We start from the raw sequence: 12936 nt of genomic DNA, 5'->3' as shown, positions 1-12936 counted from the left end.
CGAAAGATTGGCGGACCCATAGGAAACCCACAAGGGTCAGTACCGGACGCAATATGACCGCCACGCACCCGTCATGACACATCCGCCCCAACTGCCGCAACTAGCGTGCTCACATGACAGCATTGCCGGATTGTTTCTGCCCCGCCGACGGCACCCGCGTCCCCGCGGGCACCCTCGCCTGGTGCTGCCCCGTCTGCCGCGGCCCGCTCGACCTGGACTTCTCCCCCAATCCCGCACCGCTGAAATCGTTGAACGGAAGGGTCAATTCCCTGTGGCGGTACGCGGAGTCGCTGCCGCTGCCCGCCCCCGCCTTCTCGCTCGGCGAGGGCCGCACACCGCTCGTACCGCTGGATGGCGGGATCTCGGCCAAGCTCGACTTCCTGATGCCGACGCTCTCCTTCAAGGACCGGGGCGCGGTCATGCTCGCCGCCCTCGCGCAGCGGCTCGCCCCGGACCGGGTGATCGCCGACAGCAGCGGCAACGCGGGCACGGCGGTCGCCGCGTACTGCGCGCGCGCCGGACTGCCCTGCACGGTCTACGTCCCCGAGGGCACGTCGCCCAAGAAGCTGGAGCAGATCGGCGCGCACGGGGCGCGGCTCGACGTCGTCCCCGGGGACCGCGAGAAGACGGCGTGGGCGGCCCGGACGGCCGCCGACGAACCGGGCACCTTCTACGCCTCGCACGTCCACAACCCCTACTTCCTGCAAGGCACCAAGACGTACGTCCACGAGCTGTGGGAGGACCTGGGCGGCCGGCTGCCGGACGTGCTCGTGGTGCCCGTCGGCAACGGCACCCTGCTGCTCGGCGCGGCCCTCGCGGTGCGGGAACTGCACACGGCGGGCCTGATCGCGAAGGCACCCGCGCTGTACGCCGTGCAGGCCGCCGCGGTCTCCCCGCTGGCCGAGGCGTGGCGCGCGGGCGCCGACGAGCCCCTGGACACCAGCCCGGCGGCGCCCACGCTCGCCGAGGGCATCGCCATCCCGCGCCCGCCCCGCGCCCGGCAGATCCTGCGGGCCGTGCGCGGCCTCGGCGGCGGCTTCCTGACGGTCACGGAGGAGCAGATCCGGGACGCCCAACGGGACCTGGCGGGGCGCGGCCTGTACGTCGAGGCGACCGGTGTCGCCTGCTGGGCCGCGGTGAAGGACGGCGCACTGGACGAACGGACGGCCGTGGTCCCGCTGTGCGGGGCGGGCCTCAAATCCGGACTGGCCGCGAACTGACACCGAACGCAAGGCAGTTGACAGAAAACGACCGTTGGTCACAGCTCGGCGCCGCTCATGGCCGGAGGTCTGCCCCACGCCGGGCCGTGGCCGTACGCTTGTGGCCACCATCGATGTGAAGGTGCCGCACACCGTCCGCGCACAGGAGTGCCGACGGCTGACTGCTGGTGGCGATCGGGGAGGTCACGGGGGTGGAAGGGCGCAGCCCTGCGAGGGTTCGCAACGAATTGGTCGCCGACATCGTCGACGTACTTCAGGAATCGAGCACGGTACGACAGGAGAACAGCGCCGACATCTGGGTGCGCATGCTCGGCGACGAGCTGGGATCCGCCGTGGAGCCCCCGCGCAACGCGGCGCTGCGGCCCTGGCTCCTGCACCTGGTGGAGCGCTGCTCGCAGGCTCCCGACGGGCTGGGCTGCCTGGTGCGCTGCCTGCGCTATCTGGAGCAGCAGTCCTCCACCACCCTGTCGCTGCTGCGCCTGGTGGACGAGTGGGAGGCCGTGGAGTTCTTCGACGGCGCCGACCTGCGCCCCTTGCAGCCCGTCCTGCGGGACATGCGGTCGTCGGCCGGGCTGACCACGCTCGCCCGGCGGGCCAGCCGCTCACGCACCCAGGAATTGCCCGCGTGGTGCGACACGGGATGGGCAGTCTTCTTACGACTGGCCGGCGACAACACCGCAGCGAAGGAGCTCCCCGTCAGCATGGCGTTCCTGGCCCTGGCCGCCGAACGGCTCGTGGAGGACGGACAGATGGAGGCAGCCGAAGACCTGCGCCGCTGGAACCGTCAGCAGGCCAGGGCCTGGGGCCTTGAGGAGCAGATCGCCGACTGGCAGCGCAGCGGCATGACCCAGCAGGCCCCGCCGCCCATGGTGCCGGCGTATCTGATGATCCAGTTCGAGCCGGACGGCGTGGATCCCGACCGCTACTTCCTCTCCCACTGGCGGCAGTCGGACGCCGAGGGCTGGCACCCCGTGCCGGGCGAGACGCTGCACGTGCACCGCGACGACCTGCCCGCCGAGGTCGAGGTCCTGATCGAGCAGACCGAGGAGCGGTGGGCGGACCTGCGACAACCGGTCGTCCTGGAATTCATCCTCCCGTGGGAATTGCTGGGCGAACCCGTGGAGTGGTGGCACAAGGAGTCGTCCTCCGCGTCGCCGATCCCCCTGGTGATGGACTACTCGGTGCTGATCCGCAGCTTCGAGCGGCTGCGCAAGGCCGCCTGGCACCGGCCCTGGCACCGGAAGTGGCGCCAGCTCAAGGAACAGCCCGCCGACAGCCATTCGTACTACAACCCTCCCGGCCAGTCGCACTTCCACCTGGAGCGCGAGCTCAAGGAGGACGACCACGCGGTCTGCCTGGTGCTCAGCCAGCCGCCCGGCACGGACTCGGCGGCCGGCCACCAGGAGTTCATGGCGGGACTGCGGGCCGGGGTGCCCGCGATGATCTGGCACCGCGGTGACTGCGGTGACCCCGCCTTCAAGGAAGCCGTCGCCGAGATGGTCCAGGACAGGGGCCTGTCCAGCCTCGTGACGCGCGCCGGAAATTGGCGCAAGGAGGCTCTGGCGCTGGGCCCCGAGGGCTGGGACAACCACGTGGGACGCCATCTGGCGATCCTGTTCGACGATCCGGAACGCAGACCCGGGCCGCCCGGCCCCGACCGTGCGCCGGTGACGAGTTGACCGGGCCCCGCCGACCGCGGGTACAGGTCCGTGAGCCTCCCGCGCCGGGCGAGAGGGGGTGCCGTGCCGTGCACGAGCCGGTCTGCGCCGCCGTGCGACCTCTGTCCGCCGGGTGCCGAAACGGCGGGTACGGGCGCACGCGTGCGGCGGCCGGGCGCAGGGGACCACACCCCGTAAGCACGACTTTTCCTGCCGAAGGCCCGACTTCTAGCACGATTTCCGTGCGCCCCGGGCCATGCCGCCGTACCCCCTTGCTTGCAGTGCGGGCGCACTGTCAGGCTGCGCTTGTGGATGTCACGCATGCCCGCGCTCTGCGGGACTCCGCACCATTGTCCTGGCCGCCACGACGCCTTGAGGGCGCATATGCATGACGACGGAGGACAGCGGCAGGGACCGGCGACGCGGGCACGCAGAGAGGCCGCGTCCGTTCTCGGCCGGCTCGGGCACGCGCGGTCCGGCCGGTCCGGCGGACCGGAGCGCTCCGAAGCGGTCCTCGTCCTGGACGGCCACCTGACGATGCGGATCTGGGACCACGCGGTCGGCGACCTGGTCGACGAGCTGAACCGCGGGGGCGACTTCGCGCGCGTCCGCGTCCTGCGCCTGCGCGGCACCGACGAGACCGACCCCGCCCGCATCGCCCTGGAAGAACCCCTCGGCAGCGCGGGCGACGCCCGCCGCGTGGTCCTGGTGCTGACCGACGGTCTCGCCGCGGGCTGGCGTTCGGGCGCCGTCATGCCCCTGCTGCGCGCCTGGGGCCGCACCTGCCCGGTGGCCGTGGTGCACGTGCTCCCCCAGCAGCTGTGGTTCCGCACGGGGCTTGACGTCTGCCGGGTGCGGCTGCGCGCCGACCACGCCTGGCCGGTCAACAGCGAGCTCGACTGGGAGCTGCGCGAGGCCCCGGTCGAGGCGCCCGACCCGGACGAACCGGAGACCGGCGGCGACACGGTCCTCGTACCGGTCCTGGCCCTGACCAACCGCTGGGCCGAGGCCTGGACCCAGCTGGTGACGGGCCCCGAGCCGCGCTGGCTGGAGATGACCGCCGTCCGGGCGCGGGAGTGGAAGCGCAGGCCCGACGCCGCGCGCGCCCTGCCCTGGACGAACGACGTCCCCGACCCGCGCAGCACGGTGCCCGCCTCGGAGCGCGTGTCGGACTTCCGCGCCGGAGCCTCGCCCACCGCCTTCACCCTGGCGACGCGCTTAGCCGCGGTCCCGCTGAGCCTGCCCCTCATCCGCAAGGTCCTGGAGACCACCCCGGGGGCGGGCCCGGTGCACGTCTCCGAACTCCTGATGAGCGGCCTCGTCCGGCCCAGCGGGGCACAGGGCGACGACGTGGCGGACGTGGCGTTCTCCTTCGCCCCCGACATCCGCGAGGAACTGCTCGCGCTGGGCCGCCGCAGCGACACGGCACGGATCCTGCGGGACGTCCGCGCGCTGCTCGCGCGCGCCGGAGCAGGGGCCTCCGCGCTGCTCCCCTCGCCGGCCGAACCGCTGGACACGCTGGTGATGCCCCGGGTGAACAGCCGCAACATCGACTTCTTGCGCGTGGAGCTCGCCGCGCTCAGAGCACTCTCGGGACGATTCATGCAGCGCGCCGCCCTGCTGGCAGGGGTACTTGGCTGGCACGATCGTCGATACGCAGTCAGCCTGGAGAAAAGCGGTGGAACCCCCGTCTCTCGGCCCCATTCTGAAGGAGCATCGGTGATGTCGACTACGCCCCAGCAAACGATGGAGGGGAACCGCACATCACTGCCGCGTGTCTGGGGAAACCTGCCGCCCCGCAACCCGAACTTCACGGGCCGCGCCGAGCTGCTCGAAATGCTCGGCGAGCGGCTGCGGGAGGGCACGACCACGGTCCTGCCCGAGGCGATCCACGGCATGGGCGGCGTGGGCAAGACGCAGCTCGCCATCGAGTACGCGTATCGCCATCAGAGTGAGTACGACATCGTCTGGTGGATTCCCTCCGAGCGGCCCGGCCAGATCGGTCAGGCCCTGGTGGAGCTGGCCGGGCGCCTGGGCCTGGAGACCAGCACCGAGGCGAACATCGCGGGTCCCGCGGTCCGTGAGGCACTGCGCGAGGGCCGCCCCTTCGCCCGCTGGCTGCTGATCTTCGACAACGCCGACAACCCCGAGCAGGTACGCCACTACTTCCCCACCGGGGGCAACGGCACGATCCTGGTCACCTCCCGCAACCGGCGCTGGGGACTGGTCGGCGGCTCCCTCGAAGTGGACGTCTTCACGCGCGAGGAGAGCAAGCAGCTCCTGCGCCACTCCGGTCCGCCCCTCCAGGACGAGGAGGCCGACCGGCTCGCCGAGGCCCTGGGCGACCTGCCGCTCGCCCTGGAGCAGGCCGCCGCGTGGCGGGCCGAGACGGGCATGCCCGCGTCCGAGTACCTGCGCCTCTTCGAGAACAAGCGGACCGAGCTCCTGGAGACGTCGCCGCCCCCGGACTACCAACTGCCGGTCGCGGCCGCCTGGAACGTCTCCCTGGACCACCTGGAGACCCGCAGCCCCGCGGCCCTGCGCCTGTTGCAGCTCTGCTCGTACTTCGCGCCCGACCCGATCTCGCGGTCCATCTTCTCCGGCCTGGGGAACAGCAGCATCTTCCCCGAGCTCGACGCGACGCTGAACGACCCGATGCGGCTCGCGCGCGCCATAAGGGAAGTGAACCGCTACTCCCTCGCCCGCATCGACCACCGTACGAACTCCATCGAGATGCACCGCCTGGTCCAGCTGGTCCTGAACAACCGCATGTCCCCCGAGGAGCAGGCCCGGATGCGGCACGGGGCGCACACCCTGCTGGCCGCCGCCGACCCGAAGTCGCCGGTCTCCCCGGCGAACTGGCCGCGGTACGCGGAGCTCTACAGCCACGTCATCGCGTCGGAGGCCGTCGAGTCGGACCAGCCCTGGGTGCGCCAGCTCGTCCTGAACGTCTCCGAGTACCTGTACCGCTGGGGCGACCACGACGTGGCGATCGACTTCTCCGAGCGGGCCTGGGAGACCTGGCGGGAGGTCTTCGGCGAGGAGGACCAGATGACGCTCATCATGGGGCGGAAGCTGGGCTTCTTCTACTGGAGCGTCGGCCGCCACCGCGAGGCCGCCGAGCTGGTGACCCGGATCAGGGAGATCTACGAGCGCACGGCCCCGGCCGACCACGAGGACTCCCGCGAGGACGCCCTGGACGCGATGAACTTCGAGGCGGCCGTGCGCCGCGTCGAAGGCGACTTCGCCCTCGGCGCCGAACTGGACCGGACGGTGTACGAGCGGGCGCGCAGGGCCTTCGGCGAGGAGGACCCGACCACCCTCAACACCGCCCACAACCTCGCGGTGAGCCTGCGTCTGATCGGCGACTACCGCCAGGCGTTCGAACTGGACCAGCAGACCCTGGCGTTGAAGCTGCGGGTGCTCGGCCAGGACCACCAGCAGACGCTGCACACCGAGAACAACGTCGCCATCGACATGCGCGAGACCGGTGACTACGTCGGCGCGCGGGCGCGCCAGGAAGCCGTCATGATCGCGTACCGCGAGGCGTTCGGCCGCGGCAACCCCGCCACCATCGAGACCGTGCGCCAGCTCAGCGAGGCCTGCCGCAAGGAAGGCGACCACGCCAAGTCCCTGGAGCTCGCGCTCGACGCCAGCTCCCGCTTCACCCGCCGGTACGGCGAGAACCACCCCCAGTCCCTCTCCGCCGCCCTGACGCTGGCCATCGCGCTGCGCGAGAACGGCGACCTCCAGGCGGCCCGCGAGCGGGGCGTCAAGGCCTGCCAGGGCTACCGCGCCATCTTCAACCCGACCCATCCGCACGTGCTGGCCGCCGACATCGACCTCGCCGTGACGCTGCGGCTGCTGGGGCGGCCCGACGAGGCGCGCAGGCTCGACGAAGCGGCCCTCGCCTCGCTCTCGGAGCGGCTCGGCCCGGCCCACCCCATCGCTCTGGCGGGCGCCATCAACCTCGCCAGCGACCTGGCGGCGCTCGGCGACCACGTCGCGGCCCGCACGCTCGGCGAGCAGACCCTGGAGCGCTGCCGCGCCACGCTCGGCGAGGACCACCCCACCACGCTGGCCTGCGCCATCAACCTGGCCGCCGACCTCATCACGCTGGGCGAGGAGGACGACGGCAACGCCCTGCGGGCCGACACCATCGCGCGGATGGAACGCGTCCTCGACGAACCCCGGATGAACACGGAGACCGCGGCCCCGCACCCGGCCACCGTCCAGGCCAAGGCCGGCCAGCGCGCCAACTGCGACATCGACCCGGTGCCGCTGTAACCCGTGGCGGCGGGGGCCCGCGCCCCCGCCGCGTCCGTCAGGGTCAGTGCGGTGCATGCGGGCCAGTCCGGTACGTGCGGTGCATGCGCGTCAGTGCGGTGCATGCGCGTCAGTGCGGTGCATGCGCGTCAGTGCGGTGCGTGCGCGTCGGTCAGCGGCCCGCTCGCCCCGCCCCGGCCAGCCACGCCGCCAGCTCCACCGGGTCGGCCCGCTGCCCCGTGGCGTGCTCCAGCGCGCTCTGTACGGCGCGGGCCCGCTCCGGGACGTCACGCAGGAGACGGGACGCCCCCTGGTGCTCATCGGCCCCGGCGAGGGCCAGACCGAGGCCCGCCCAGGCGGCGGACACCGGTTCCTTGCCCGTGAGCTGGGCGACGAACGCCTCCCGCGCTCCCGTGAGATCACCGCGCGCGAGCAGCAGATCGGCGGTGCGGACCCCCTCCACGTCCCCCGGGTCGGCCTCGGGGGCGCCCAGGCGGTAGCGGGCCAGGACCGCCGCGGTGTCGAGGTAGCGGGTCTCGGCGTCCGGCACGAGCGCGGGCGGCGCGGCGAGCGCGGCCGGCGGCCGGGCGTCCCCCCGCAGCCAGGCCCGCACGGTCTGTGCCACCGCGTCGGCGGGCGGCATCAGGTGGTGGGCGCGCCAGCGGGCCCGGTGGTCGGCCGCCGCCTCATCGGCCATCGCGAGCGCGGCGGGCGGCACCGGCTCCGCCATCCACCGCGCGCACCGCCCGTGCAGCGCGCCGAGGAGCCGATGCCCGAGGGGCGTCAGGTTCTCGTGACGGTGGACGAGCCGGACGGTGGAGGACACCTGGGTGCGCCACAGCGCGAACTCGAAGTGCGCCATGGGCGCGTACGCCGCGTCGGCCGCGTGCCGGTGGACGGACCAGAACCGGGCGACGCCCGCGAAGGCGTAGATCCCCTGGAGCAGTCCGCTCAACGGCCGCGGATCGTCCCGCCAGGGGGCGTAGAAGAGCGGCTCGCCCGTCCCCCGCCGGTCCGCGGGCTCGCTCAGCGGGCCCAGGTGGATCAGGCCGCCGAGCTTGGTGTGCTGGAACTCGTGGACCAGCGTCGCGGCGAGCTGGGCCACATCGTCCGGCCGCGAGGCCATGACCCCGCCGAACGCGTCCCCGGCCGTGACGCTGTGGGGCCGGTACCGTTCCCTGGCCGGCGTGGGGGCCAGCGACAGCAGCCCCACCCGCATGGCGTCCGCGCTCTCGGGCTCGTCGCGCCGCAGGATCGCCCACGCCTCGACGAGCAGGTCCTGCCAGGTCCGCGCCTCGGCCGCGGACAGGAAGCGGGGCGGGCTGGGGTACGGCAGGGTGCGGTACGGGTCGATCTCGTCGAGGTCGAGGAGCTTTCCGGGGCCGGTGCCCGCCAGCCGTACGCGCCGCACGGCGTGCCAGCCCGGTGCGTCCAGGGACCAGTCGGGGCCGGCCGTCACCGTCTCGCGGCCGCCGGTGATCCGCAGCCGTCCGCCCCGCGTCTCGACCCGGGCCGTGCCCCACGGCTGCGGCGCGTCCTCGAACACCGCGCAGCCCAGGGTGGGCAGCGGCACCCCGCCGTGCCGGATGGGGACGGTGAGGGAGAAGTCGAGGCCCGCCCGGGTGGCCGCGGCGGCGGCCAGCGCCGACAGATGGCCCACGACCACCCACAGGGGCGCTTCCTCGTAGGTCGCGGCGCCCCGCAGTCCGCGCAGGGCGATCGAGAGCCACATGCCGGTGTGCGGTGACATCAGGATGTCCTCGAACGCCTGCGCGGAGGTTCGTTGGGCCCGGCCGAGCAGCGACCAGGCGTCCTGGTGCGACAGGGCGTCCGTGCCCGCGGGCTGCGGCGGCCCGCCCGCGGCCAGGCCGTCGGCGAGGGCCCGCAGCAGCAGCAGGCGCCGGCTGCGCTCGGCGGCCAGGAGCTCCGCCACGGCCGCGCCGTCGCCCTCGCCGCGCGCGAGGGCGAGCGCGCCGGGCGCCGAGAGCCGGTGGAACGTCAGGCCTTGCGCCGCGTCCCTATCCGCCATGGGTGCTCCACGGCGCGGCCACGGCCCGGTGTCCGCCGGACGCTCCTGCCGTGTCAGTCGAAGCGGGAGGGGCTGTAGGACATGGTGACGGCCCGTGCGTCGTCGATGTGGCGCAGCAGTGGCGCCAGTGACTCTTCGATGGCACTGCCGTCCATGGAGAGCAGCGCTTCAAGAGAAACCCCCGAGAGATCTACGAGATCGGACTCGACGGCAGGCATCGATTGCTCCACGGCTGCCAAGTCCCCTCCCGTGATTCCGTGCATGCGCCATCCCTTTCCCCCTCATGATGACCCAGCACGGCACGCTGCGAAACCCCGCATCCGAGCCGTGCCCGACATCAAGTCAGCAGTATCGCTTGGCCAGTTGGGCCGCCTCGCGGTCGACGCGGGCCACTTGTGCCGACTGCCCCTCCAGCAGCCGGACGGTCTCCAGGAGCTGATCGAGCGTGCCCCGGTAGCGCAGACAGGTGCGCAGGATGCCGTAGATGTCCATCCTGAGCCGGGTGTCCCTCGGCCGGTTCGCGGCGATCTCCGCGTCGATGCTGGAGAGCACCAGAGCGAGCCCGTTCACGTCCTGGAGCGAGGGGATGTCCACCAGTGCGTCGACGAGCCCCATCAGTTCACGCAAGGGCAGGTCAGAGGGGAGATCGGCCAGGCTCGCGGGGGCCGCGGAGCCCGCCGGACCCACGGCGGAACCAAGCGCTCCGAGCGGCGGGAGTCCCGCCTCCTTGTGCAGGTGTTCGACCTCGCCGGGGGACAGTGCGCCGTACCAGTGCTCCACCCTGGAGGCCGCCAGCCGCCCGAGGCCGTCGGACCGGTGGTGGGAGCTGATCACTCCGATGACGGCACCGCCGGACCAGACCACCGCACCGGACATTCCCTCCCAGGGCGAGCGCTGCGGTTCGGGGTCTTCGCGCGGCGCGAGAACGGCCAGTTCGAGTGTGCCCTCGCGGCGGTTGGACAGCACGGAGACGGTTCCGGAGACATGGCAGGAGTCGCGGTACTGGCCGGGAGCGCCGTCGTCGAGGAGGCGCATGGAGTCGTCCCGCAGCTTGAACCGGGGGAAGCCCATCGCGCTGACGGGCAGCACCACGTCGGACACGGGCACGGCGCCGTAGAGCGGACTCACGACGGCCGCGTCCCCGGGCGGGACGGACGAGAGCTCCAGGAGCGCGATGTCCGCGGCCTCGGCGAGCAGCACGACGCGTACGCCGGTGCTCCACTCCCCGGGCAGATCGGCGTCGAAGCGCACCCGCACCGACGCCACGTGGCCCGCGACCACATGGGCGGCCGTCAGGACGGACCTCTCCCCCACGCGGTAGCCGGAGCCGCGTCGTCCGGGCCGTCCGCCCGCCCTCTCCACCAGCACTTCGGCGACACGCGCCGCATCGAGCCCCTTCGCCGTCGGCACGGTGGCGTGGCTCAGCGTTCGCGTGCGGTCGCGTCACCGCTGACCCAGGGGCGTGCACCGGTGCCGTGGGCGCGGGGCTCCAGGCTGAGGGTGACGCGGTGGGTGGTGCTGTTCGCCTGCTGGCCGGAGGCGCCTGCCTCGACGACCCAGAAGCGGATCTTGCCGTTGGCCCCGGCGGTCCGCTGGACGGTGAACTCCGTCTCCAGCTGGACGGGACCCAGTTCGAAGCGCAGGGCGTCGTCCTCGGAGTCCTTCGCCGCGGCCATGGCGGCGGTGAGTTCCCCACGCAACTGCGCGATCATCTCGGCGAGTTCAATCACGCCGGGCCTTTACCCGCGGCGCGTCGCCTCCACACGGCCCGGGCTTCCCCGAGGGAGGGAAAGCCGAAGGGGCCGGCCGGCACGACGACGGCCGGCCCCCTGAGGCGAGGATCAGCCGTTGCCGGCGCCGTTGCCGGACAGGACCGGGATGTCCGACAGGATGTGCGACAGCGGCTCGTCGCCCTTGGCCTGCGTGGAGTTCTCGGTGCACTGCTGGTTCTGCGGGGCCGACAGGACCGGGATGTCCTGGACGGCGATCGGCACGAGGCCCACGAGGGAGCCGACGTTGGCCTTGACCGGGAGGCCGACGCAGGGCTTGTTCAGCGTGCCCTGGACGAGGGTGAGCTGGGGGCTCTGGTTGCCCGCGGTCGCGGAGTTGCCGAACGCCGACTCGGCGCCGTTGCCGCTGAGCGAGGTGGTGCCGTGATCGTCACCGATCGCCAGGGCCTGGGGGGCCATCCCTGCCGAGATACCGGCGACGGAGGCGGCAATGGCCGCGGATGCCCACAGCTTCTTCATTTTGATTCCCTTTCAAGAGCGGGCTCCCTTGGCAGAGCCGCGTGATGATCAACTGCCCGACACGGTGATGGTTGCGACGTTCGACCCGGTTGGCCTAGTAATAAGACGGCCGTCAACGGCATTCGATGGTGTCGCCGCGGACGGTGACGGGGCTCCCGAACCGCGGCGGGTCGCTCAGCCGGGCCTTCGAGTCACGCGTCAGGGGCCGGTCCTGGCCGAGGGCCCGGAAGACCTTGTCGGCCTTGGGCCTGTCCCACTGGAGCGCCCCGTTCAGCGTCTCGCTGAAGCCGTTGACGGGGACCGTGGTGAACTCCATGGAGGACGCCGGGAGTTTGCCGAGATCCTTGGCGAGCGTCAGGATCTGCTCGGCGCTGAACCCCCGGTCGACCTGCGCCGCGCCCACCAGGGACCGGCCAAGGCGCGCCGCCCGGACCGAGTCGGTGAGGACGTTCCCCGTGCGCACGCTCTTCATCGCGGCGACGAGGAAGCGCTGCTGGCGCTGGATCCGCCCGAAGTCGGCGCTCCCGTCCACATGGCGGGAGCGGACGTACTGAAGGGACCGGCCGCCGTCGAGCAGATGGCTGCCGGGCGCGAGGTCGAGCTTGGTCGTCCGGTCCTTGAGGGGGCGGGACGTGCAGACCCGTACACCGCCGACCGTCTCGACGCTGTCCATGAAGCGCCGGAAGTCGAGTTGCAGATACCGGTCGACGCGTACGCCCGTCATCTCCTCGACGGTCCGCACCGACAGCTCGGGGCCGCCTTCCGCGTAGGCGCCGTTGATCTTCCCCGGATGGGCGGGGCGTTCCTCTCCGGTGGCCTCGTCGCGGTGCGCGGGGATGTCGGCGTACGAGTCCCTGGGCAGCCCGACGACGCTGACGCGGTCCCGCGCCTCGGAGACGTGGACCAGCATGAGCGTGTCCGTGCAGTTGCAGGCGACTCCGCCCGCGTGGAATTCGCGCTTCTCCTTGCGGGTGATGGTGTCGCGGCCGTCCGTGCCCATCAGGAGGATGTTCGTGCCGTTACCCGCGTCCGGCCGGTTCTTCATGTCGTCGAAAACGTCGACGCGTTGGACGGGAAGCGGCTGCGCCGCGGCATGTCCCGTTCCGACGGCGGCGACGATCAGAAATACCCCCGGAACGGCGAGACGCAGCCGTCGCGCACGCCGGGATCCGGCCGGTGGGTCGATGTGGGTGAGCAAGCTGAACTCCGCTGCCGGGGAACCGGGACGAAGAAAAGGTAAACCGCTGGACGCCACTGCGGAGCGTGGCAGTTCACGGCACGCACGAACAACAACTCGTTCGCCCTAAGCCGTTCGGTTTCCCCCGGTGCCCCCTGTTTCCCGCGACGGCGCATCTGGAACAGATGGCTCGACACACGCCCGTCGATGGCGAGGGAACATGGCTGACTTCAGGCATCAGTGGAAGCGGCAGGGCCTCATCCCGTTGAGCAGGAATTCCCCGGAACGCCGTGTCGATGACCCCATCTTCACGTCGTTGCAGGATTCCTGGGAAAAG

General features: G+C 72.1%; 9 protein-coding genes. 3 read left to right on the top strand and 6 right to left on the bottom strand.

The features are described from left to right. The first annotated feature begins 113 nt into the window (after positions 1-113). From QBL25_RS26495 to fxsT, 3 genes are all read left to right on the top strand, one after another. Positions 114-1220 carry a threonine synthase gene (locus QBL25_RS26495; protein ID WP_409059470.1) on the top strand — a complete coding sequence of 369 codons (1107 nt, stop codon included), beginning with the start codon at positions 114-116 and terminating at the stop codon, positions 1218-1220. Positions 1221-1447: 227 nt separating this feature from the next. Further along, entirely contained in the window at positions 1448-2899 is a 1452-nt protein-coding gene (locus QBL25_RS26490) for an effector-associated domain 2-containing protein (protein ID WP_409059469.1), read from the top strand. A 363-nt stretch (positions 2900-3262) separates the two neighbouring features. Beyond that, on the top strand, positions 3263-7165 hold the full coding sequence (gene fxsT / locus QBL25_RS26485; RefSeq protein WP_409059468.1) for an FxSxx-COOH system tetratricopeptide repeat protein: 3903 nt from the start codon (positions 3263-3265) through the stop codon (positions 7163-7165). Positions 7166-7316: 151 nt separating this feature from the next. Here fxsT and QBL25_RS26480 read toward each other — a convergent pair whose 3' ends face one another. The 6 genes from QBL25_RS26480 to QBL25_RS26455 all read right to left on the bottom strand — a co-directional run bounded on the left by QBL25_RS26480 (position 7317) and on the right by QBL25_RS26455 (position 12620). After that, positions 7317-9173 (bottom strand): HEXXH motif domain-containing protein, encoded by a 1857-nt coding sequence (locus tag QBL25_RS26480; protein ID WP_409059467.1) that lies wholly within the window; start codon positions 9171-9173, stop codon positions 7317-7319. A gap of 53 nt (positions 9174-9226) precedes the next feature. Continuing rightward, positions 9227-9391 carry a hypothetical protein gene (locus tag QBL25_RS26475; RefSeq protein ID WP_409059466.1) on the bottom strand — a complete coding sequence of 55 codons (165 nt, stop codon included), beginning with the start codon at positions 9389-9391 and terminating at the stop codon, positions 9227-9229. 124 nt (positions 9392-9515) lie between these two features. Then, positions 9516-10583, bottom strand: a complete 1068-nt coding sequence (locus QBL25_RS26470; RefSeq protein ID WP_409059465.1) for an effector-associated domain 2-containing protein — start codon at positions 10581-10583, stop codon at positions 9516-9518. A gap of 11 nt (positions 10584-10594) precedes the next feature. Continuing rightward, positions 10595-10903, bottom strand: a complete 309-nt coding sequence (locus tag QBL25_RS26465) for a trypco2 family protein (RefSeq protein WP_409059464.1) — start codon at positions 10901-10903, stop codon at positions 10595-10597. A gap of 111 nt (positions 10904-11014) precedes the next feature. Next, positions 11015-11422, bottom strand: coding sequence for a rodlin (locus QBL25_RS26460; RefSeq protein WP_409059463.1), 408 nt, complete (start codon positions 11420-11422; stop codon positions 11015-11017). A gap of 112 nt (positions 11423-11534) precedes the next feature. Continuing rightward, positions 11535-12620, bottom strand: a complete 1086-nt coding sequence (locus tag QBL25_RS26455) for an LCP family protein (RefSeq protein ID WP_409059462.1) — start codon at positions 12618-12620, stop codon at positions 11535-11537. Positions 12621-12936 lie beyond the last annotated feature (316 nt).

The sequence above is a fragment of the Streptomyces sp. SYP-A7185 genome (assembly GCF_046103685.1).
Taxonomy (GTDB): Bacteria; Actinomycetota; Actinomycetes; order Streptomycetales; family Streptomycetaceae; genus Streptomyces.
The sequence above is the reverse complement of the archived record's forward strand: the minus strand, read 5'-3'. Positions and strand labels throughout refer to the sequence as shown.

What these genes read in the sequence shown, in the direction of transcription:
- QBL25_RS26460 (WP_409059463.1), bottom strand. Translation starts at nt 11,422, where the DNA reads ATGAAGAAGCTGTGGGCATCCGCGGCCATTGCCGCCTCCGTCGCCGGT.
- QBL25_RS26475 (WP_409059466.1), bottom strand. Translation starts at nt 9,391, where the DNA reads ATGCCTGCCGTCGAGTCCGATCTCGTAGATCTCTCGGGGGTTTCTCTT.
- QBL25_RS26480 (WP_409059467.1), bottom strand. Translation starts at nt 9,173, where the DNA reads ATGGCGGATAGGGACGCGGCGCAAGGCCTGACGTTCCACCGGCTCTCG.
- fxsT (WP_409059468.1), top strand. Translation starts at nt 3,263, where the DNA reads ATGCATGACGACGGAGGACAGCGGCAGGGACCGGCGACGCGGGCACGC.
- QBL25_RS26495 (WP_409059470.1), top strand. Translation starts at nt 114, where the DNA reads ATGACAGCATTGCCGGATTGTTTCTGCCCCGCCGACGGCACCCGCGTC.